This window comes from Vicinamibacteria bacterium (assembly GCA_035570235.1).
In the GTDB taxonomy this organism is placed as follows: Bacteria; Acidobacteriota; Vicinamibacteria; order Fen-336; family Fen-336; genus DATMML01.
In genome coordinates this window covers 25,371-47,895 of sequence record DATMML010000045.1, presented here as the reverse complement: position 1 = coordinate 47,895, position 22,525 = coordinate 25,371, and the positions used below count along the sequence as shown (strand labels likewise).

The 22,525-nt window shown below is 61.8% G+C and carries 18 protein-coding genes and 1 pseudogene; 14 read left to right on the top strand and 5 right to left on the bottom strand.

The window, feature by feature from the left end:
- Positions 1–129 precede the first annotated feature (129 nt).
- Entirely contained in the window at positions 130–2,934 is a 2,805-nt protein-coding gene (locus VN461_08870; protein HXB54880.1) for a PAS domain S-box protein, read from the bottom strand.
- A 718-nt stretch (positions 2,935–3,652) separates the two neighbouring features.
- Between VN461_08870 and VN461_08865 the strand changes: the two genes are divergently transcribed.
- The 5 genes and pseudogenes from VN461_08865 (at position 3,653) to VN461_08845 (ending at position 9,324) form a co-directional block, all read left to right on the top strand.
- Positions 3,653–4,252 (top strand): hypothetical protein, encoded by a 600-nt coding sequence (locus VN461_08865; protein ID HXB54879.1) that lies wholly within the window; start codon positions 3,653–3,655, stop codon positions 4,250–4,252.
- Positions 4,153–4,620: a hypothetical protein gene (locus VN461_08860; protein HXB54878.1), complete on the top strand. Its 468-nt coding sequence runs from the start codon at positions 4,153–4,155 to the stop codon at positions 4,618–4,620. Before VN461_08865 ends, VN461_08860 begins: the two co-directional genes overlap by 100 nt.
- Positions 4,621–5,027: 407 nt before the next feature.
- Positions 5,028–5,573, top strand: coding sequence for a dihydrofolate reductase family protein (locus tag VN461_08855; protein ID HXB54877.1), 546 nt, complete (start codon positions 5,028–5,030; stop codon positions 5,571–5,573).
- Between the two features lie 674 nt (positions 5,574–6,247).
- A complete protein-coding gene (locus VN461_08850; GenBank protein ID HXB54876.1) occupies positions 6,248–6,499 on the top strand; it encodes a hypothetical protein in 252 nt (83 codons plus the stop codon).
- A gap of 2,651 nt (positions 6,500–9,150) precedes the next feature.
- A pseudogene (locus tag VN461_08845) lies at positions 9,151–9,324 on the top strand (transposase).
- Between the two features lie 316 nt (positions 9,325–9,640).
- Here VN461_08845 and VN461_08840 read toward each other — a convergent pair.
- Together VN461_08840 and VN461_08835 are read right to left on the bottom strand one after the other, a co-directional pair.
- Positions 9,641–10,414 carry a LytTR family DNA-binding domain-containing protein gene (locus tag VN461_08840; protein ID HXB54875.1) on the bottom strand — a complete coding sequence of 258 codons (774 nt, stop codon included), beginning with the start codon at positions 10,412–10,414 and terminating at the stop codon, positions 9,641–9,643.
- Positions 10,411–11,478, bottom strand: coding sequence for a histidine kinase (locus VN461_08835; protein ID HXB54874.1), 1,068 nt, complete (start codon positions 11,476–11,478; stop codon positions 10,411–10,413). The genes VN461_08840 and VN461_08835 overlap by 4 nt, the downstream gene beginning before the upstream one ends.
- Before the next feature lie 62 nt (positions 11,479–11,540).
- Here VN461_08835 and VN461_08830 point away from each other — a divergent pair, with 62 nt between their 5' ends.
- Positions 11,541–11,951: a DUF1761 domain-containing protein gene (locus VN461_08830; GenBank protein ID HXB54873.1), complete on the top strand. Its 411-nt coding sequence runs from the start codon at positions 11,541–11,543 to the stop codon at positions 11,949–11,951.
- 526 nt (positions 11,952–12,477) lie between these two features.
- Positions 12,478–13,077 carry a helix-turn-helix domain-containing protein gene (locus tag VN461_08825; GenBank protein ID HXB54872.1) on the top strand — a complete coding sequence of 200 codons (600 nt, stop codon included), beginning with the start codon at positions 12,478–12,480 and terminating at the stop codon, positions 13,075–13,077.
- A 224-nt stretch (positions 13,078–13,301) separates the two neighbouring features.
- On the opposite strand, the gene VN461_08820 is transcribed toward VN461_08825, so the two are convergent.
- Positions 13,302–13,475: a hypothetical protein gene (locus VN461_08820; protein HXB54871.1), complete on the bottom strand. Its 174-nt coding sequence runs from the start codon at positions 13,473–13,475 to the stop codon at positions 13,302–13,304.
- Between the two features lie 186 nt (positions 13,476–13,661).
- On the opposite strand from VN461_08820, the gene VN461_08815 reads away from it, so the two are divergent.
- Both VN461_08815 and VN461_08810 read left to right on the top strand, forming a co-directional pair.
- Positions 13,662–14,021, top strand: coding sequence for a VOC family protein (locus tag VN461_08815; protein ID HXB54870.1), 360 nt, complete (start codon positions 13,662–13,664; stop codon positions 14,019–14,021).
- A gap of 271 nt (positions 14,022–14,292) precedes the next feature.
- Positions 14,293–14,712, top strand: a complete 420-nt coding sequence (locus VN461_08810; GenBank protein ID HXB54869.1) for a hypothetical protein — start codon at positions 14,293–14,295, stop codon at positions 14,710–14,712.
- Between the two features lie 421 nt (positions 14,713–15,133).
- On the opposite strand, the gene VN461_08805 is transcribed toward VN461_08810, so the two are convergent.
- Positions 15,134–16,090, bottom strand: a complete 957-nt coding sequence (locus tag VN461_08805) for a LysR family transcriptional regulator (GenBank protein HXB54868.1) — start codon at positions 16,088–16,090, stop codon at positions 15,134–15,136.
- 42 nt (positions 16,091–16,132) lie between these two features.
- On the opposite strand from VN461_08805, the gene VN461_08800 reads away from it, so the two are divergent.
- The 5 genes from VN461_08800 to VN461_08780 all read left to right on the top strand — a co-directional run bounded on the left by VN461_08800 (position 16,133) and on the right by VN461_08780 (position 22,458).
- On the top strand, positions 16,133–16,660 hold the full coding sequence (locus tag VN461_08800; GenBank protein HXB54867.1) for a DUF4440 domain-containing protein: 528 nt from the start codon (positions 16,133–16,135) through the stop codon (positions 16,658–16,660).
- Between the two features lie 1,621 nt (positions 16,661–18,281).
- Complete coding sequence (locus VN461_08795) at positions 18,282–18,743, top strand: nuclear transport factor 2 family protein (GenBank protein ID HXB54866.1); 462 nt, start codon at positions 18,282–18,284, stop codon at positions 18,741–18,743.
- Between the two features lie 196 nt (positions 18,744–18,939).
- Entirely contained in the window at positions 18,940–20,142 is a 1,203-nt protein-coding gene (locus tag VN461_08790; protein HXB54865.1) for a heparan-alpha-glucosaminide N-acetyltransferase domain-containing protein, read from the top strand.
- Between the two features lie 295 nt (positions 20,143–20,437).
- Positions 20,438–21,883, top strand: coding sequence for an AlkA N-terminal domain-containing protein (locus VN461_08785; protein HXB54864.1), 1,446 nt, complete (start codon positions 20,438–20,440; stop codon positions 21,881–21,883).
- A gap of 260 nt (positions 21,884–22,143) precedes the next feature.
- Positions 22,144–22,458 (top strand): hypothetical protein, encoded by a 315-nt coding sequence (locus tag VN461_08780; GenBank protein HXB54863.1) that lies wholly within the window; start codon positions 22,144–22,146, stop codon positions 22,456–22,458.
- Positions 22,459–22,525: the final 67 nt, after the last annotated feature.

Here is a 22,525-nt window from a genome sequence, read left to right as displayed (position 1 = left end):
AACCGGCAATATCGCGCGTCAGTGCTCACGTGGTGTGCGGAGGGCCCAGTTGGGGTTGAGTTCAAGGGTGCGCCTGAATTCCTGCTCCGCCCACCCAGTCCCAGTCGTAATATGGTTTTGACGTTTGCCTCAACGGTCGAGCACCTCCCGCACTTTTCGTGCAAGGACTTCCGCGGTAAAGGGCTTCTGTAGGAACGCCATGTCCGCAGCCAGCACGCCATGGAGGACGACGGCGTCGTCGGTGTAGCCGGACATGTAGAGCACTCTTGTCTCGGGGTGAGACGCGGCCAGATGCGTTGCCAGGTCGCTTCCGCTCATCCCCGGCATCACAACGTCCGTTATCAGGAGGGGGATGGGGGCGGGGTGCCTTTCCGCGATCTCGAGCGCGTGCCCGGCGTGACGCGCTTCGATGACCGTGTAGCCGGTGCCTTCCAGGATCTCCCGTACGATGTTCCGGAGCGACTCCTCGTCCTCTACTAGCAGGACCGTCTCCGAGCCTCGCTGGAGCCCGGCCTCATCAGCAGGAGTGGCCTCAACGACCGTCTCCGCGCCCTCGAGTCGCGGCAGGTAGACCTTGAACGTCGTGCCTTGCTCCCGCTCGCTGTATACGAAGATGTGGCCACCGCTCTGTTTCACGATGCCGTGGACGGTCGCCAGCCCCAGCCCTGTCCCCTTGCCCGCCTCCTTGGTCGTGAAGAAGGGTTCGAAGATGTGGCCGAGAACCTCCTGGTCCATGCCATGACCGGTGTCGCTGACGGCCAGCATCACGTGAGGACCGGGCTTAACCCCGGGACGGGATCGGGCATACGCCGCGTCGAGGTCGATGTTAGCGGTCTCGATCGTGAGCCGTCCGCCCCGGGGCATCGCATCCCGCGCGTTCACGGCCAGGTTCATGAGAACCTGCTCCATTTGCCCCGGGTCGGCCTTCACCCGCCTCAGGCCGGCTGCGAAGACCGTGACGAGCTGGATGTCCTCACCAATCAGGCGCCCCAGCATCTTCTCCATCTCGCCGACCACCGTGTTCAGGTCGAGGATCCGCGGCTGCAGGACCTGCTTGCGGCTGAAGGCGAGCAGCTGGCGGGTCAGCCCCGCGGCGCGCTCGGCTGCCTTCAGAATGTCGCCGACGTATCTCCTGACGTGCGGTTCGTCCGGGATCCGCTTTCTGAGCAACTCACCGTACCCGGTGATGACTCCCAGGAGGTTGTTGAAGTCGTGGGCGACTCCGCCCGCGAGCCGACCCACGGAATCCATCTTCTGCGATTGGAGGAGCTGAGTCTCCAGACGCTTTTTCTCCGTGACATCGCTCGCCAGCGTAAGCAATGCATGCCGTCCGAGGAATTCGATCGGACTTACCGCAGTCTCCACATCGATCAGGCTCGCGTCCTTCTTGCGGTGCTTCCACACCCGCGACGAGTGGAAGGCCCTTTGATCTCCCTCCCGCAGACGCTTAGCGACATGCTCGTCAAGGAGCTCGGCTTCCTCAATCGGGTGAATGTTCCGAATCGTCATGGCGAGGAACTCGGCGCGGGAATACCCGTAGTGGTGTATGGCGGCGTCATTCACGGCAAGGAAGGCCAGGCTCTCCTCGTCATAGACCCACATGGGCTGTGGGTTGCTGTCGAAGAGCAGTCGGTATTGTTCTTCGCTCTCTTGAAGTCTCAGCTCCGCCCGCTTCCGTGGGGTCACGTCCGACCATGATCCCACGACCTCAACTGGATTCCCGGCTGGGTCGCGTAGCAACCTTTGCTCGTCGCCAACCCAGCAGTAGGTACTGTCTTTGTTGAGGAAGCGGTACTCGCGGGCCAGGTAGCCCTCCGCCAGCAGCTTTGGCATCTGAGCTACGACACTCTCGCGATCTTCCGGGTGAACATGGCCGACCCACCAGTCTGTCCCGCCGATTTCCGCCGGCGTGTATCCGAGGAGCCGCACGATGTTCTCACTCGTCCAAGTTGGTACATGCTCCCGCCCTTCGACCTTCAGCGAGTACAAAACGGCCGGGCTCGACGAAACGACGTGGGCAAGCCGTTGCTGGGCCGCGTGCAGGGCTTTCTCGGCCTGCTGGCGTTGCCTGTCGCCCCTGTTCAGAGACTGAGCGGTCCAACTGACCAGCACGACGAACACGATGACGTTCGACATGGCGAAGAGCGCAATGCCGAACTCCGTCCCGTAGAGGCTCGCTCGTTGACCCTGCAGACGTACCCACCCGATCACGATTGGCATCGCCACAGCGGGGAGCAAAAGCCGCCGTACGAGGGTGCCACCCGGTTGAGCGCTAGTGACCAGGGCCATGAGGCCGCGCTCCGGCCGCGCGGCCAAGATGCCACAGCAAAGAACGACGAACCCGAGAGCCGTATGAACCGCGACCGAACCGTAGGGGCCCACGCTATATAGGGCTTTGACGTCGTAGGCGTAACCGATGACGGCGATTAGCGAGACGGATCCCACCGTCAGGGCCGGATAGTCAGCAGCGCCCGACGGAACATCGAGGAGCAGCAATGCCAGCCCGACCAGGAGGAAGTTGAAGGCAGTAGCGGGCGCCATGCGGCCAGGGGCAAAGGTCCGCACGGCCTGAAAAGAATCGCGGAAGAGGATTTGGTCGATGCCCAGGTCCCAGCCGAGCAGGCTTTCAGAGAGGCTGAGCAGCCCGATCACGGCAACGGCAAGGGCGAGTGCCCGGGCCGCAACGAGTCCCCTGGCCCCGTATCGTCCGGCCCGCTTTTCCCGAAGCAACCAGAGCGCCACGCCCGAGAGGAGGAAGGCGAGGGCGGTGTTGGCCTTCATCGTCGCAAGACCCGGAGCGACGCTCTTCAACGCAGTGACGTTCAGCGCCCAGCCGGCGAGCACGAGTGCTCCCATGAGCGCCGCCATGACGGCCGCGGCTCCTGAGAGGACTTGGAGCGAGACGGTGAGAGGGGCTTGAGCTCGGTCGCTCATGGGCCGGCTAGACTCCTTGCCTGGCTAACTCGCCCGGCCCGCTCGGCCGCTACGAGGTTCCTGACTGTCAGCAGGATGCCCGGCCTGCCCCGACCCTGGGAATGCACGGAAGAGCACTGGCGGCGCCGGTCCGAGACATAACGGCCGTCGCCGACTCGGAACGCTACGAGCGCGGCGCGAGGCTGGGGCTCGTAAAGGGCCGCTTCAGATAGCGGCGACGGAGTCGACCGCACTATTGGCGTCCTCGTTGACGGCCGTTGGCGGCGGAGGGAACGTCACTTTTGGCTCGTCGGAGTACGGGGCGGCTCAGAAAAGCCTGATACCGCACCGTCACCGGCACAGGATCCCGCCGAGGTCGCTTTACAAACTTTACACCTAGTGACGGTTTCTGTACAGAGGGGAAACGCAGACACAGCCTATCGCCCCGACTTGTGTAATCTGGACGGCTTTGAACCCTTCCTGCGAGGATGCCGACGACGGGCGTGGGGCTGAGCTTCTCCCCGATCACACTTCCCCACCGGCTGACCGCCCGGGAGATCCGGCCCTCGATGCCGGCCACCTGGAGCCACGCCCGAGGCGCCCCTCATCGGTACTGCGCGCTTGATGGCATTCCCAACTATTTGGGGTGGGGCGGAGCGCGCCCCGACCGGTGCCTGGAATAGACCGGCCTACGTGGCCAGCTCCCGCAAGGGGACCCCGTGGATAGACAAGGAATAAGATGACTAGCGACGTGTGGAGGCTCAAGAAATTCCGACGCCCCGCTGCCATTCTGATTCTGGCCGTTGGCGCTTTGGCCACCTACCTGCTGCGCGGCGGACTTCGTCGATTCGAGGTTACGCCGTTTCCGGTTCCTCCCGCCGCATACACAAACTGGAACGATGTGCTTGCTCATCCGCGTGACATTTCCTTGACTACCTTTCAGACCGGCGTTGTCCACATGGACGCTTGTCTGAACCTCGACCCTGCAAGCCCCAAGCAAGCCGACTGTGATCATGTGCCGCGCGATCTCGCCGTGCTGGTGCACTGGGTACACCATCCCCACTTCGGAGACTTCCTGATCGACACGGGCTTTGACGACTCCTTCGCGAAACATCCGCCGTACGGCAATTACACCGAGGCGATGAGGTTGTTCAATTGGGTCAACGGCGTGACCAACCGGCAGGAGCCGGGTGCAGATCTGTCCGCACAGCTCGCGCGCCTGCACGTTCACCGAAGGCGGTGTTTTTCACGCATTTCCATCCCGATCACACCGGGGGCGTTCCCGCACTCGGGCCCCAGACCGAGTTCATTTTCGGCAAGGCTGAGGCAGGCTTTTTAGCGCGAGCCGCCGTCGCGAACCACTTTTCAGGCAAGTCGAAGTTTTCAGCGATCGATTTGGCGGCCGCGCCCAGAATGGCGCCTCTCGGGCCGAGTGTGGATCTGTTTGGAGACGGATCCTTTTGGGCGATCTCAGTACCCGGCCACACGGACGACGACATAGCGTATCTGATCAACGGCACCATGCCAGTTCTATTGACCGGCGATGCGAGCCACTTCGCCTGGGCGTTCAAGGCCGCCGTCGCGCCACGTGGTTGGAATAGCGCGGGAACCGCACGCGGCTATGTCAGCTTAGAAGAGCTGCGTGCCTTCGCGAAGGCTTATCCGAGCGCAAAACTCATTTACGGACACGAAGCGGAGCGCTTCTAACCTGCCCGGCGACTTCATGGGGAGCAGTGCAGATGGCCGATCAGGACGACGTCCGACGGATTTGCTTTCAGCGTCGAGAACAAGGGCAAGTTGAAAGGCTTCGCGTGGGTATGGGTCGAGCGCGTGGAACCCAAGAAGTCGCGCGTGCCGAGGGCCGACGTCCTCGCCGTGCGGGTTCGCGACCTCGCGGAGAAGGCGGCTCTGCTCGCCGGCGACCCGCTGCGGTTCTTCACCGAACCCCATTTACAACGGCTTCCCCGCCGTTCTGGTGCGCCTGCCGGTGGTCACCCGTGCCCAGCTGCGCAAGCTTTGACGCATGGCGCTGCCAAGCTCCGCGACAGCGAGACCGGGGGGGCCGGGAAAGCTTTGCTAGTCTAAGTCTACCCATCGCCTGTACTCTTACGTAAATGCGACCCCTTCGGTATTCCATCAACGTCACATTGGACGGGTGCTGCGATCATCATGCAATGATCGCGGATGAGGACTTGCATCGCCACGCGATGGAGAACATCGCGCAGGCCGATGCCCTCCTCTTCGGCCGGGTGACCTACGAAATGATGGAGGCTGCGTGGCGGCCGCCGGCATCGGAAGCGATGCCCGATTGGATGCAGCCTTTTGCCCGGACGATCGACGCGGCAAAGAAGTACGTCGTGTCGAGCACCCTGGAGCGGGTCGATTGGAACGCGGAGCTCGTGCGCGGGGATCTGGGTAAGGCCGTTCAGCAGCTCAAGCTGGAGTCGGGTAAGGGACTGCTCGTGGGAGGCGTGAAGCTCCCGCTGGCGTTGGCGGAGCTGGGATTGATCGATGAGTACGAGATCGTGGTGCACCCCAGGCTGACTGGTCACGGGCCGACGTTGTTCGCGGGGCTATCGAAGTGGGTCGACTTGAAGCTCGTGAGCCGGCTGGAGTTCGGCTCGGGGGCGGTGGCGATGCGGTATGAGGCGAGAAGGTAGCGATCGGCCTTGTTTGTGACCCTGACCAGGCTATTAGGCGTCGAGGTCGTGTAGCCGCAGGTGTCGCACAGCCCTTGAATCCGACAGCAAGGCATGGGGCTGGGCAACCCCGGCTTCGTGCGGATGGGCTGGGCGCGTGGCAAGCTCACGGCGTCTTAGCCTGGTGGAGATCGGTAAGAACCTGGGGGTGTGTCCTGAGCTGCCTGGCCTCGGTCGCGGAAAGCGGGCTCACTTCTTTGTTGCCCTGCTGATTTCAATGCAGGGCGACAGCGGGAGCCAGCCGCTCCAACGCGCGCGATCGATCCGAGCGACCGGCGTATAGCCTGGACACCTCGGAGCATCCCATTCCGGAGTCGGGCCGTCAAGAGTTACGGTTTAGACTGGCAGCGGCTGACCAGCACCATGGTGGACGGGGAAGAAGGGCCTCAAATCCCACTGCTCCCCTATAGATACAGCCAAAGGAAAGAGCAGCTAGAAATAGCTTGACCTCTATCCGTTCCGAGGTGTAAGTTCCGGCCGCAACCATCAGCAGGAGATGCCGACGCGCAACCCTGGTGCTCCCCCGGGTCGGAGTTGCCACCATCTGGCTGGCCATGTCAGGTCCGGGTTTTTGGCCGGCATCACCCGGGCCTCTTCAAATCACCGCCGATTGAGGCTCGAAAGGCGGTTACGAAATGTCGGGAATCGCCGCGGAGTTGACTAGATTGAACAAGGAGTTTGTCCCGGCCGAGTTGATGATCGACGTCGGGTTCTTCAAGACTCACCTGGCAGAAGGCCTCCAGTTCCGGCGCGCCAGCGGGAAGGTCGTTGACAAGAGCCGCTACCTCGATGACCTCGGTGCTCCCGAGATCACGAACCAGAGAGTCGAAGCGCACGAAATGGAAGTTCTCAGTTACCGACCTTGCGGTCTGCTCGCTGCTCGTTGACCTCAAGGGGACCCGCGAAGGCAAGCCGATCGAGGGAATGGTCCGCAACACACGAGTGTTCGTTCGCAGTCAAGGGTTGTGGTAGGGCGCGCTCTGGTTCAATACGAACGCTGTGCGGCCTGTGAACCCACAGGCTACCAATACGGGAACAGCTTCGAGCGGAAGCGCCCCGGGGAGCGAGAAGCGACAAGGACGGGGCGGCTCATCGCCAAGGCGTTAGGGAAGTGCCAAAAGAACGGGAAGGAAGTGAGACCATGAAGCGCTCACTCATGGTGATGAAGGCGTTACTTTTGGCACCTTCGCTACTCTCGCTTGCATTGCCTGTAAATTCCTTAGCGGGATCAGTCACGGTCGTCTCGGATACCAGCTGGAATGTCTTCGAATGCCCTCACCCTCGCGCCTGGCTAGAAGCTGCTCGAGATTGTACCAATGGAGGATGGCTAGGTTTGGCTCAGAATGTCTGTCTTGATAGAATGAATCCGCCTAATTGTGGGGTGGGGGCGACTCCAGCGGCAACATTGTACGGATATGCGCGTGCTGCTTGGACCGCCAACTTATCTAGTCTCCCAGCAGGTGCCAGTTGGATTTGGTCTCCGAAAACTGATTCAGCCTCCAAACAAGTGCTGACCGGCGCCTCATCTCCTGCGGCTTTCCAGGAGTTCAAGTTCGAAACAGAGTTCTATCTTTGTGAGCCTCCCAAAGGAGGAATCATTTCCGTCGCTGTAGATAATGCCGCCGAAGTATGGCTTAACGGCAACTTCGTACCGGACTCCACGAGCACGACCGAGTCTGGTCTTAACACCTTCAAGGTTCCTCCTTCGTTCCTTTACGGTTCGTCCCTTTTGAATGTCCGCCCAAATAAACTCACAGTTAAGGCGACCAATCTGCCCTACGCCGACCCCTCCGTTTGCCCAACAGATCAATATCAATGCAATCCGGCTGGCGTGGTCTTAGGTGCCACGTTTCAGTTTCAAGGGGACCCGACCTGCGCTGGATTCAACGGACAACCATATAGTAATGGTCAGCGAGAAAATCTCGACTTCTGCCCTGCCGGACAAGTCGGTTCCGTGTTTCATATCTGCTTATGCGGCGATTGGACACCTAACATCAACGGATGTGTCTCACCGCCATCGACATGCACAGGCACCGGCGGAACAACCTTTAGCGTCGGGGGGACAGAAACGCTTCCCTGTCCTCCCGGCCAAATCGGTTCCGCGACTCGTACCTGCCGAGCCGATGGTAGTTGGGGACCCACCTCCAGCACATGTATGCCACCGCCACCGACATGCACAGGCACCGGCGGAACAACCTTTAGCGTCGGGGCGACAGAAACGCTTTCCTGTCCTCCCAGTGACCCAGCACAAATCGGTTCCGCGACTCGTACCTGCCGGGCCGATGGTAGTTGGGGACCCACCTCCAGCACATGTAATCCTCCACTGCCATGGTGTGGAGACAGAACTCAAGGACAGGTTCGGACTTGTCCAAATGGAACGACTTGCGTTTTCTGGCGAAGCCGCGACCAACATATCGAGTCCACCGTCATGTCCTGTCGGCCACCGAGTAACCTCGGGGAGCCATGTTTGAGTAACGGCGCTTGCACCTCAGGATTCTGTGATACCGGATGGCCCAATACTCAAAACACACATCTGTGCATGCCCACCAGAGAAACTGGCGCAAACAATGACCCTTGCACTAACGACGCACAGTGCGCGGCGCCGCTCGTCTGCGCAAGCCTCACCACTGGGCCGGATGGGAGCTGGATTCCTGGCCGCTGCGGTGCCCCAAGTGGCCTGGGGCAGCCATGTTCGAATAACGGCGAGTGCGCCTCAGGATACTGTGATCGCGGGTTCAACACCGGCAATACCAACCAGTGCATGCCACGAGGAGGACAAGGCGCAAGCGGCGATCCGTGCTCGCACAATTCTCAGTGCATGTCGGGGAGCTGCAATAACCTAACTCGCGATGCGGCTGGACATTGGATCCCAGGTCGATGCATGTAGCCCGGCGAACCGGCAAAGAAGCTTCCGACGAACCCCGTAACCGGCGTGACTTCCGTGGCGTCGCAAACAGCCGCGCGTGCCGATCGCCGTCAAGCGTGGCTGTCGCCGTGCTGCTAAACCGCGGAAAACTCGTTCCTGAACAATCCCGGCGAGGCGATGGAACAGGACGTCCGACAACTCCAGGTACGAGCTCGGTCGGAACTTGGCGAGGGTCGAGGGCCCCGCTTGAAGGAGACGCCCTGGATGCGGGGCCGGCGCCGGCGTTGCCGTGAGGCACGCTACCAGCGCTACGTGGCGGTCGTGGATGCTCACCGCCAGGGTCAGACTCAGCTGCAGATTGCGCGGAGAGTTGGAATGTCTACCGACACGGTGGCTCTGTAGCTCCACGCCAGCGCGTTTCCCGAAAGGCGCATCCGGAGCAACCGCCGACGGGATCTGGCTCTGCTCCTGCAGGACCAGGGGGACCACCCGTCTTCTGACATGACCTCCTTCTCGCCCGCACGCGTGGTAGCCCTCTTGGCACAACCCAGGCCCAGGATGGGTGGGGCGCAGCAGACATACTTGGATCGCCGGCACGCGCGGCGTTTGTCGGAGTGGATGACGACCGCAGAGGAGTCCCCCTTTCCGTTCCCGGCGAAGTACGCGTGACACCTTCGCCGCGACTACGGCGCGGTCGAGCTGGCCATCGAGACACCGTGGAGCAACGGGCCAGTGGAGGGGTAGATCAACCGACTCAAGGCGATCAAGCGCCAGATGTACGGCCGGGCCGGGTTCGAACTGCTGAAGGCTCGCGTGATGCCGTTCGAACCCCTCGTGGTCGCATAGAACAACCCGTTCGTGCGGAGGGCGGGGAGTGGGCGGAATCGGTGTCCCCTCGCGAACGGAGCTCTGCGGTCGCGACTCTGGAACGCCGAGGTACCCCCAAGGGGGTGTCAGGGGATGCCGGGGGAGCGGCACCTAGAAAGCGGAAGAACCGTTTTTGGTGCTGCGCGACAGCAGCACTTGTTGTTTGACCTTCTGGGCAATATCGAAATTGTCTGGCCGCATTGACGCTGGCGACCCACCCCTCAGGATGTGAGTCGACGAAACGCACCTCTATGAAACTGCGAGAGGGCGGGCCTTGAGTTGCGACAGACCGGGTTCACCCGGAGATCTCGCCCGCCGCCCACTTCCGGAAGTCGGCGGCGTTCTCCTGGCTCACGACCACCTCCTCTTCGGGGGCTGGGCATAGAGTCACCTCGACGCGGCCCTTGCCGATGCTCCGGAACCGGGTGATCGCGGTCAAATGAGCGAGGTAGCGACGGTTCAGCCGGAAGAATGCGTTCGGGCCCAGCCTCGTTTCGAGCTGCGCCAGCGCGTCGTCGACGATTCGTCTCTTGCCGTCGCGCTCAACCAGGATCGTGAGCTTGTGTTCGCTCGTGAACCAAGCGATTCGTTCGACCGGCACGGCCACGAAGGCTGCCCCCTCGCGGGCCAGAATTCGTCGGGCGCTCGCCTGCTCTTGAGGGAGCTTCAGGGTCGCGGCCAGCGCCGCGAGCCGGGCACCGAAGTGCTCCGAGAGCCGCACGTACTTTTCGAGAGCCAGGCCGAGGCGCTCCGGCGACACCGGCTTGAGCACGTAGTCGATGGCATTGCACTCCAGGGCCTCCATCAGGTAGGCGTCATAAGCCGTGGTGAAGATCACCGGACAGCGAACCGGCAGCTGGTCGAAGAGGCTCAGGACGAGTCCATCGGAGAGCCGGATGTCGGCGAGGATCAGATCAGGTTCTGGCCCGCGCCGTAGGATTTCCACACCGCGCCGGACCGAATCGGCCACCCCGAGTATTCGCACCTCCGGGTCCCAGCGCTTCAGGGCGCGCTCGATCTGCGCCACTGCCAGAGGCTCGTCCTCGAGGACGACGACCCGCAGGCTCATGCAGCGAGGAGTGGCAACCGAACCCGGAAGAACTCCGGACCCGACGACACTTCAATGTCCCGGTGGCTGGCGAGGCGATAGCGCTCAGCAAGATTCCGTAGGCCAACGCCCGCGCCGGCGTCCCTGCCCGGCCGCGGGCGCAACGAGTTTTCGACCGCCACCTCGCCGCGGCCCACCTCGATACGGACCATCAGCGGGGAGGAGCGGCTGAACTCATTGTGCTTGACCGCGTTCTCCAACAGCAGCTGGAGGGAGATCGGCGGAAGCACCCAACGATCGAGATTCTGCCGGCCGTCCTCGCGGACGATGTCGATCGCGCCCCCGAAACGGAGCCGCAGGAGCGCGGCATAGTCTTCGAAAAAGCCCATTTCCTCGGAGAGCAGGACGAGGTGCCTTTTCTGGCTGGCCAGGATGTAGCGGTAGACCCGGGCCAAGGCCTCGTTGAAGCCCCGTGCCCGCGCGGGATCCTCGTCGATCAGGTAGCCGAGGGTGTTCAGAGCGTTGAAGAGGAAGTGCGGGTCGACCTGCGCCTTCAGAGCTGCGAGCTCAGCCTCCGCGCGGCCTCTCGTGAGTCGCTCGAACTCCAAGAGGTCGGTTTCCCGCGCCTTGATCAGGAACACGGTCTCGTAGACGTGGGTCACGAAGAGCACGCAGATCACGTTGATGAGGGTCACGGTTCGGACCGCGTTCCAATCGACCGCACCCAGGGCTACGGAGTACCAGAGCGAGAGCATGGCCACGGTGGGCGGGATGGTGCCGAAGACGATGCCGACCAGGAGGAGAAAGATCTTCGCCAGCCGCTGGCCGAACCAGTCGACGTGCTCACGCTGCCGGAACAGCAGCCACCGGTTGGCGTGCCAGATGACGGCAGAGAGGAGCACGAACCAAAGGGCGCCGACCCAATGCATCGGGTTGGCCGGCCCGTAGGGACCATAGAGATCGACGAAATGGGAGATGGACAGGCCAAAGGCGGGGATCCCCACGGCACGCACCACCCGATCATCGATGACCGTTTCGGCGGCCTGTCGTCCCGTTTCGGGGAGTGTTTCTCCGGCTTCGTCCATATCGTTGTTCAGGGCTGGGCCACGACAGCCTATGCTGCCGCCGAACCGAACGAGGTGCAAGCATGAGCCCTGCCCACCACATCAACTTCGCCGCCGTCGCCGTGGCCACGCTCGTCCCCTTCCTTTTGGGCTGGCTGTGGTACTCACCCGTCCTCTTCGGGCGGTCCTGGATTCGGGAGATGGGTTGGAGTGAGGCTGACCCTCAAAAGGGAGCGAATGCCCCTACTTTCGGAATCGCCCTCGCCCTGACTCTTGTCATGGCCTTGAACCTCGCCTTCTTCCTGGCCGATGGCAAGCGGGACGTCATCTGGGGCGTCACGGCCGGCGCCCTGGCCGGCGTGGGATGGGTCGCCACAGGATTGGGGGTCACGTACGTGTTTGCGCAGCGATCCTTGAAGCTCTACTTGATTGACGCTGGCTACCATACAGTGGCCTTCATGCTGATGGGCGGAATCCTGGGTGTCTGGAAATGATGCCGCCCCCGCTCATTCATCTCGTTAAGGAGGCATGTCAGGCCAGGGGACCCTCCAACCGCAAAAAGCGCAAGAAAGTGCACGCTTTTCCGCGCCCGAAATGGTCCTGATTCTATCCAGTACGGCGTGTGGTCCCGATGGAGCTACCTGTGTCCGTCGTGGGCGTGACGTTTGTAGGGGTCGTCCCGGGTGCCCAAGAGCCCTTACGGCCTTCGGCGAGCGCCAGCGGGCAGACCGCGATGGCATCCGCGCCCGCGTCGACGAGATCCTTCGTACAGACATGCTCGTGACCAGCCAACGGGCGGGGGAAGCACGCCCCCGGTCTGCGCGACCTTACACGGCCCTCGTGAACGCCTGTAGCCAATATCGAGGCGGCCATGCGCGTCCTTGGAGCCGGCTTTGGGCTCGCCAGTAGTAATGAAGAGCTACAAGCTCCGGTATCCGGCCCTGTGCTGCGCGGGCCTGGGCACACGCCGGCTTCAAGGAGTCTAGACGCCGCGAGAAATGGCGAGTGTGGAGGATCCAGGTGATATCTGTTCCACCTTTCGCACCACCGACAGACACCCCGCCCCTCGCCCCTTTAGACTTGCTCCCAAGGACGCTTGGTAAGAAGATCCAGAAGGATCTCAAACAGATCGCCAGCGAGGTGCAGGAGCTAGCGGAGGATCTAAGATCGGGCCTCCGACAAAACGAGCGAGAACTCGTCGTGTCCCCCCTTGCAGCCTCCCGCCACAACCGTACCCGGCGGCCGAAAGTGGCCCTCGATACCCTGCCGGACAGGTTGAACCGAAGGATCAAACGGCTTGCGCTGGCGGTCGAGGAAGTCAACACCTCGGTCACGGATTTGGCCGCGAACTTGAAACGCCGACTCGAAGCGTCTGAGCGTCAATTCGTCGGTCCCCAGAACGAGCTTCTCACAAGAGACCTCATGACCCGGGTCCAGGACTACGAGCGAGAGCTAATCATCTCCGCCCTTGAAGCCTGCGGCATGAATCAGGTTCTGGCAGCCAAGGCCCTCGGTGTTCTTCCAACCACCCTGAGCGAGAAACTGAAGCGTCTTGGGCTGCGGCGTTCTGTTCGGAAGGGGCCCCGTGCATTGAAGTACCAAGATGGTGAGACGCCATAAGCTCGCCGAAAAGAGCAAATGAAGTGACTCTGGTTCTGGAACCTGCTCGCGAAGCAGCCCTCGGTGACGGCCGCCCCTTGCTCGTATCGGAGGTCCTTAATTGAGGTTCTCGACAACCTCTCGCAACGTGTTGGGTGAACTCAAGAACTCGGTCAGACTGCCCAATCAGTGCCCTGAGGGCTGGACGATACGCGCGGTGGCCTTTACGGATGGCGATCAGGCCGTCAGAAAGACTTCTCGAGTTGGCCCATCCTCCGCTTCTGGGCCGCGAGTTCCTTCTTGAGCACCTCGGTTAGATCACCGCCGTGCCCGAGGTGGCCCATGCTCCAGCTACCGGGAGGCTGCACCACACGAGTCAGCAGCGTCTCAGCGTTCTTCAGGAAGCCGGCACCTTTCATCCAACCCGCAACCACCGTGGCTGTCAGCACAGGGCGCGCCCACCTCGCGACGGATAGGATCGAGCGCTTTCGCCGAGACTTGATCGGATTTCGCGAGTCCGACGCCTCCGACCGCGACGAGGTCTATCATCTCGAGATCGCACTCTTTCCCTTGACCCCACTTCGAACGAAAGGAGTAACAGTCCAATGGGTAGACCCGTGACGCATTGGCAGATCATCGCTCGAGACCCGACGCGCTTGTCGCAGTTCTACGCGAACCTCTTCGACTGGAAGATCAGCGCCGACAATGAGCTCCGCTACAGGACGGCGGACACCCGTTCCGACCGCGGCATTGCGGGGGGCTTTTGGCCGGCTGCGCCTGACGGGCGGCCACTGGTTCAACTCTTCGTCGACGTCGACAAGCTGCCCGAATACGTGGCTCGCGCGAAGGACTTGGGCGGGGTCATCTTGGTGGCGCCCCAAGTGCTTCCTGGTGGCGACGAAATGGCGATCATCCTCGATCTCGAGGGCCTTCCTGTGGGGCTCATGAAAGCGGCGAAGCGTTAAGAGCATCGGCGTTGAGCCATACCATGTGGAACTTGATGCTCACGTCCACCACGGTCTGCTCGAATACCGTGAGTCGGGATGGACGAAAGTGTCGGAACTGGCCAATTCGGAGTCGCGCATCTATTCCGCTTCAGTTGGAAATGGAGAAGCCGTTCTCCCAGTAGGTAATGAACAAGTTCCGCCATGAAGAAGCAACGGAGAAGTCCTACTAAGTTGCACATGCGGGGCGGGCACTCTGGTACGTTGCCGCCGTTATCTTTGGAGGCAAGACATGAAGGCTTCTCTGTTTTATCGAATCGCAGCTGTTCTTCTGCTGCTCTTTGCCTTCGGACATACACTTAGTTTTCGCCAGTCCGATCCCACATGGGGAGTTGATACGCTCCTTGGCTCAATGCAGTCAACTCACTTTGACGTCCAGGGGTTCAGCCGGACATATTGGGACATCTTTGTCGGGGCTGGATTCTTCGTCGGCGTGTTTTTCCTATTCTCGGCGGTACTAGCGTGGCAGCTAGGTGGCCTTCCGGCAGAGACTTTGGGGGTCATGCGCGTCACTGTGTGGGCTCTCGCTCTTTGTTTTGCCGCCATCACGGTTGTGAGCTGGAGATACTTCTTTACCCTCCCCATCGTGTTTTCAATCGTGATTACAGTGTGTTTGACTGCGGCCGCATGGCTTTCAGCGAAGCGAGTCTGAAGCCGTTCGTTTGCGTCTGTTCCCAGCCTGCCTGGTGAACCGCACCGGTACTCAGTTGTCGGGCGGTTCCGGTCCCATTGCTGGCGGATCGTCGGCCATATGGACGTTGGACTGCAACTTCAGGGAGTACTTCGGAGGAACCGCGCAACGTGTCCCACTGGTGCAGGGCGCGTGCGTGCAAGGGTCGGGGCCGTGGTTGATTCCTTTCCCTAGCCAGTTTCGTTCTGCGGGGACCAGCCAACCTGATTGCCTTTGTGAAACCAGTTGCAGGTTATTCTCGCTGGCGGAGGGCGCTTTGTGGTCGTTTCAGGCTGAACCAACATACATACAACAAAGTTCAGGGTGCTGTACTCTGTGTCGTTGAGCGGGACGGCCGGGTTGTTCTTCGTCCGACGGAAGCGCAGGGGCGCCCCGCACTTCCCTATCGTTGCACAATGCGCGATCTCGATGAGATGCGGGCTCGCAGGAGAGAAGACAACACCTTGGATAGCTGTCCGATTGTTGGCAGGAGCGCGTGTTCGCGCAGCGTCGCCAGCCTCCAGTCGCGCCACAGCCCTTGCGTCCCGAGGCGCACCGTCGCGAGTGCCCCGCCGCCAACATAGGGCTCGGCCAACCAGCGCGCCAACACCGTGACACCCATTCCGGCGCGTACCATCTCGACAATCGCTTCCGTAAGCTGAACTTCCACGACCTCCTTCGGCTGTACTTTCGCAGGCAGCAAGAATCCATCGACTGCGGGCTGCCGCCCGTTAGGAATCTGATGCAAGAGCAGCTTCTCTTGGGCCAGGTCGCGGGGTTGGACAGATCGCCGTTTTGCTAGCTGATGCTGGGAGCCGACCACCAGCACCAGCTCATCGCGAAATAGCGCCCAGTACGTGAACCGGTGGTCTTCTCCCGCCGACTGCAGAATGACGGCGTCGGTTTCGCCGGACGCCAACGCGATCTTCGATCTCCTTGTCGCCTCGATGACGATGCGCAACTCCACGTCTCGCAATACCCGTGCCATCCTGCGGACCAGGGCCGGGAGCCAGTGGAAGCTCGTATAACACTCGGTCGCCAGCCTTATGATCTTCTTCCGGTTGTGGATCAATCCCGCCAGCGCCTCTTCAGAAGACTGGAACTCAGCGCAAATGGTCCGAGCGCGTTCCACGAGCCTCTCACCCACCGCGGTCCCCACCATGCGCCGCGAGGTGCGGCGAAACAGGGCTGCGCCGACCCGCTCTTCGAGTGCGCGCAAGCGGTGGCTCAAAGCAGACTGCGATAGATGGAGTCGCATCGCTGCCCGCGACACCGTCCCTTCCTCGGTGATGGCCAGCGCGAGATCCAAGTCGTCGCGTGTGAGCCGCGCGACGCTATGCAGCGGGTTCATTTTACTCATGCAAATATATCACTTTAATACATGCCGCCGTTAGCTTAACGTATGTCTCGCATGTGTACCAGGAGCGGTGCAAGACATGGGTCTAGCGTTTGGCGCGGCCCCGGAGGCTATATGAGACTATGCGGCATGGTCGTTGGCTCTGCTCTTCTGTTACCCCTAACCGTTAGTGCAAACGATCGCGTAGCCGATCCCAAAGGAGACATCCAGGCTGTGCTGGATAGGCAGATCGGCGCTTGGAATCGCGGCGACGTCGAGGGTTTCATGGCCGGCTACTGGCAATCGCCCGATCTTGTTTACGTGGCAAACAACAAGATTGTGCGGGGTTGGCAATCTCTCCTCGACTACTACCACCAGGCCTTCAATGCCCCCGGAGGGAAAGAAATGGGCGTTTTAGAGTTAGCGGAGGTGGAGATCGTTGTGCTGGGCAACGATGCAGCCTTGGTTTGGGGGAGGTATCGGGTCACCACCAAAGATGGCAAGACCCGGGGCGGCCTCTACACGCTCATAATGCGCAAGCTCCCGGAAGGGTGGCTCACCGTGCACGACCGCACGTCCTCGGAACCCCAATAGGGAGCAACAGAAGCCTGGACGGTCAAGGCTTTGCATCATGGGGCTTGGGCGCCCCGACAGAAATGGCGGCCGTGAATGGGATCCAGGTGACGCCTCTTTCGCTTTTCCTCAACCGGAGCACAGTCTCCCTTTCGGCCGCGCTCACGCCAATGCACGCGTTTCCGGCGTGGGCCGGAGGGGGTCGCTCCTGGCCACCGCAGGAAGCTTCGAACTGAGACATCGCAAGAAAGTGCAGGCCTTTCTGTGCCTCGGGGTCCAGACTCCAAGCTGACTGTAGGCATGTTATGTCAATGAACCTCGTTGTCCCGGTTAGGCGCCCAGGCCAGTGCCGGCCTGCCCACAGCGACGCCTGCGTCGGTTGCCGCCACCCACGGGCCACAAGGGCGGAATGGCATTCCTAGGACATTCTAGGTCCCTGTTTGAACTGCCCATGGCAGCATGAGGCCTCAGTCATCCGCGGACGGGGAAGCTATCCGCATACGTCCTCTCACGGCTGGTCGGTGGTCAGATCTTGTGTCGTTGTTCGGACCACGGGGTGCGTGCGGGGGTTGCTGGTGCATGACTCCGCGGTTGTCTCGATCTGCCTACGAGCAACAAAAGGGCGACGGCAAACGCCGAGCCCTCAGGCGCCTTCTTTCGCGTGGCCGCGTACCCGGACTTCTTGCCTACCTCGACGACCGGCCAGTTGGTTGGTGCTCCGTCGAACCGAGGGAAGCCTTCGGCATGCTCGCGAGGTCTCGGATTCTGCGGCCCGTAGACGACCAACGGGTGTGGTTGATCGTCTGCTTCTTCGTGCATAAGGACGACCGGGGGAGCGGCTGACGTCTCATGTTTCGTCCTGCGGGTGCACGGCCCAAGACCAATCTCCCCCCTGCTACGAACACTGAGGCGGGACCCGAAGCGCATCTCGGGCCAGCCCCAGTGCCTTCCTTGTCAGGGTCTGCCCGTGTAAGGAAGGAGGCGCAAGGAAACACTCCGGAAAATGGGCACGGGCGCCCGCACCGGCCGGCGCAGACCCCCGCTTCAAGGGACCCGGACGCCGCGAGTGAAATGGCGGGTGAGGAGAGACCCAGGTGACATCTCTTCCACCCTTCCCACCGCCGACAGATACGCCGACCAGCGCCAATGTCGACCTTCTCCCAACAACCCTTGTCAGGAAGATCCAGAAGGATCTCAAACTGATCGCTAACGAGGCGCAGGAGCTAGCGGAGGATCTTATGTCTGGCTTGGTTGCGACAGTGGGCGCCAGTCTCCCAACCCTCAAGAACTGAGCGGTTTGCGACTAGAAGCTGGGTCCACCCCATTGACCGTGCTGGCGGCGAGCTGGCCGCGCAGAGCCTGCGACACCCTCGATATCCCCGTGTGATCACGATTCACCGAAATCCCTCTTCGCTGTCTGGGCCGGGATCAGTCATCACGATTCTCTCGATATGCCCTCTCGTGAGGTTGACCTGCCGCCGCATGGTGGCGAACCAGCGAGAACGCCCGCACCTGTGTCCCCGAGCAGAAACGCGTCCGAAACCGGCGAGCCGCTCGCCCCTCATCTCACGTACGGTAGCGCTTGTGTTTCTGGCGGCGGACCCAGCAACGTTTCCAGTGTCGGGAGCCCACAGGCGGTCCTATGCGGCGTGATTTCTCGCGGGCCGTCTTTGGCGCAGGGTGGCAGTCGGCCTCTCCCCCTCTCACTCCGAACGTCTGTCCCCCTTTCGCGACAGCCGACGTCTTGGCGGCGCGCGAGCGGGTGTGGCAGGCCTGGTTCGCGAACGATCATTCTCTCTTGCGGCACCTAATCTCCGACGACGTCCTCGCGATCAACGCCGGAGAAGAGACTTGGCAGGACTGCGCCGCGGTCCTTCAGTCCGCGAGTAACTTCGCAAGGAGCGGCCGCACGCTTGTCCGCTTGATGTTCCCTCGGACAGAGGTCCAACGGTTCGGCGACGTCGCCATCCTCTATTCCGCCTACGACCTCGAGATCGAGTCGACGAAGGGCCATGAGAAATCGACCGGGCGCGCTACCGAGGTCTTCGTTTACCGCGACGGCCGCTGGGTGCATCCCGGGTGGCACATGGACTCCGGCCGATGATACGAAAGTTTAGTGAGGCCCTCCCGTTGAATGATCGGCGCACGGCCTTAGCGCAGTCTTGCCGATGCGGCGAGTCGATAAGGCGGGTGGGAGACCCTGCCCGCCAGACCCAGATACTGAGCGCCTTCCGAACGTGCGACTGCAAACCGCTGTCGCCACGGCGCTCTGCCTCCTCACTCAATGACTGCAGGAATTCATGCCCTCAGCACCATCGTCAGGCGTAATCGTCCATCGGCTGGAATCAGTCGATATTCTCCGAGGCCTGGTGATGGTCATCATGGCGCTCGACCATGCCCGTGACTTTTTCAGCAAGCTCACCTTCCCTCCAGAGAACCTGGAGAAGACCTACTACGCTCTGTTCTTCACTCGGTGGATCACGCATTTCTGCGCGCCGTTGTTCTTTTTCCTGGCGGGAACGGGAGCGTTCTTCTACGGGCAACGCAGATCCAGTGCCGACCTGCGGCGATTTCTATTGAGCCGGGGCGCTTGGTTGATCGTCTTGGAGTTCACGATCATTGGGACAGCCTGGACATTCCTTGCTCCCTGGGGGTTCTTTGGCGTGATCTGGTGCCTGGGCACTTCCATGCTGGTCCTGTCTCAACTCGTCCGTCTTCCCGCCCGATGGTTGGCCATTCTATCTGTGGCGGTAGTTGTCACGCACGACGTAACGGACACGCTTCGACCTGAATCCCTCGGGTCCTGGGGGTGGCTCTGGTCGCTCCTCCACGTGTCGGGACCCCTTACAATTGCTGACCACTTCCACAACTTTGTGCTCTTTCCCCTGGTTCCTTGGTTTGCAGTTATGAGCGGGGGCTTTGCGCTAGGCGAAGTCCTGAGGCGAGAGAGAACGGCTCGCAAGAGAGCTATTGGCTTGCTTGGCGCCGGAATGACACTCGCATTCGTGCTGCTTCGGATCACTAACCTCTACGGGAATCCCCCCGATGGCACGGGCGTTGTTTCGCCGGGCACTTGGCACCGGCAACCCACCTTCGAAAAGACAGTGATCCTCTTTCTTGACACGGAGAAATACCCACCGTCCCTGCAGTTTCTCCTAATGACGCTTGGCCCTTCCCTGCTGTTGCTCGCCTTCCTCGACTCAGACCGTCTCCGCCTGGTCTGGAAGCCCCTCTTAACCTTCGGGCGTGTCCCGATGTTCTTCTACATCCTGCATCTGTACGTCATTCACGGGTTGGCTGTCGCCCTGGCGTTGGTGCTTCACCAACCCGTGCAATGGCTGTTTCACGGAGCGATCTTCGGTCCTATCCCGCCGGGATACGGTCACGACCTCCCATTTGTTTATTTCATGTGGGCTGCAACCATCGCCACACTGTACGGTCCCTGTGTCTGGTTCGCCAGATTCAAGCAGTGCCGCAAGGATTGGTGGTTAAGCTACTTGTGAGCCCTCGACCGACACGAGCAACGCCTGGCGCCGCTCACTTGGCTTCTTGGTCCGACCGGTCGATCAGTTCTGAGCCGAGCAACCTACACCCACACCGGGCACACGCCATTCCTGGTTGGCCGTGGGCAGTTGACTATCGTGATCTCCGAATTGACCTGGCCATTGAGTTTCCGAGCGGGTGCGCCTCATTCCTGGCGAACCATAGTGCAAGCCCGGCACGCCTGTGATCCCGCGCAGAACCACGTCCGCAAACGGCGAGCCCGTCGCGCCTCATGTCGTGTACGGTAACCGCGCGATGCGATTAGACCGAAGCACATGCGCGCGCGCCTCGCGCTCCCGAGATCCGCGTTTCGACGGCCGCTTCTTTGTAGCGGTCGTGACTACCGGCGTCTACTGTCGGCCGGTTTGCCCAGCACCCTTACCTAGGGAACACAATGTGCGGTACTTCCCCTCCGCGGACGCGGCGGCCGCCGCTGGATTCCGCCCGTGCTTGCGCTGCCGGCCGGAGACGTCGCCGGGTACGTCCGCCTGGCTCGGCACTTCCACCACGGTGTCACGGGCGTTGCGCCTCATTTCCGAGAACGTGCTCGAAGACTGCAGGATCGAAGGCCTCGCGGAGAGACTGGGGGTGGGCCCGCGGCACTTGAGTCGACTCTTCGTCAAGCATCTCGGCGCGACTCCGGTAGCCGTCCGCCAAACGCATCGCCTGCAGTTTGCGAAGGCACTGATCGACGAGACTGACCTGCCGTTTATACAGGTCGCGCTTGCGGCCGGTTTCCGCAGCCTCCGCCGGTTCAACGCCTCGTTTCAAGAGAGTTACGGCCGGGCACCGACCGAATTGCGCGCACTGGCTCGCCACCACGGAACAGGAACACCCAGTGTGTATCGCTTCCACCTGCGCTATCGGCCGCCGTTCGACTGGTTCGAATTGCTCGCGTTCCTGCGGCCGCGGGCGACCCCTAACGTGGAAGCGGTCGACACAAGTTCTTACCGCCGGACGATTGCCGTCGGCGCCCTTCACGGTTGGTTCGAAGCACGGCTCAGATCCGGCGTGATCCATTTGCGAGTGCACTTCCCCGACCCCACGGCGCTTTACAGCATCGTCGAGCGTGCCCGGCGCATGTTCGACCTCGCCGCTGACCCCGGCGAGATTCGTAGGCACCTCAGCACAGACCCACTGCTGGCGCCTTTGGTTCGGCTGCGTCCTGGTCTCCGCATTCCCGGAGCCTGGGACACCTTCGAGCTGACTGTCCGTGCCATCCTCGGCCAACACGTAGCCGTCAGGGGCGCTACCGCCCTGGCCGGTCGCCTAGTCCGCGAGTACGGAGCGCCGATCGCCACGGAGGGGCGCCTCACTCATCTTTTTCCTCCACCGGAGACGCTTGCCCAGGTCGACCTGACGCACGTTGGTCTGCCTGCTGCTAGGGCCTCGTGCATTAGCGAGTTGGCGCGACGAGTCGCCCGGGGCGAGCTGGTCCTCAGTGGTGCCACCGACGTCCATTCCTTCGTTGGGAAGCTCAGCACCATCCCTGGCGTCGGGCCCGGAGCGGCCGAGTACATCGCACTACGCGCGCTCGGCGACCCGGATGCTTTTCCCGCCGGAGACTTGGGTCTGCTGCGCGCAGCCGGCCTACGCAAGGCCCGAGACCTCGCATGCCGAGCCGAGCGCTGGCGGCCCTGGCGCGCCTACGCTGCACTGCATCTGTGGAGCTCCCGGGCCGCATCGAGGAAGAGGACTTGAGTTCGCCCGACCTGTTGCCACCAGCCCCCAGCTTAACTGTGACAGGGTGGCTCTGTCTTGCCGCTGTCCTGACCGCGGCGATTGCACGGAGTGACGAGCTGGCGACGCCGATTTGTCGGCCTACAAAGATCTCGCGCCCGCCCGTGATCGATGGGCGTCTCGACGAGCCCGAGTGGTCCCAGGCACTTTCCATCAGTGACTTTGTCCAGCGCGCACCACAGGAGGGTCATGAGCCCACGGAGAGGACGGAGGTCCTGCTGATGTACACCTCCAGCGATCTGTTCATCGGCGTGCGCGCATTCGATCGCGTCTCGAAGGACATCATTGCGACCGTGATGAGACGCGACAATTTCGACGTCTCTCAAGATGACCAATTCGTGGTTGCCATCGACAGCTACAACGACAGGCGCAACGGCTACTGGTCCTCGACAAATCCGCTGGGCGTCCGCGTAGATGCGCAGTTCTGGGAGGAGGGGGAGGTGTGGGAAGGGGACTGGAACGGCGTCTGGAAGGTACGCAGCCGTTCCGTGCGAGAGATACGAGTTGGGCCTGAGGGAAAGCGCAAGTTCGAATAGGGATGGCGAGTCGCGCAGGTCGTGGGGGGCCGGGCAGACCGGCCTGGTTACAGGTCCTATCCCACCG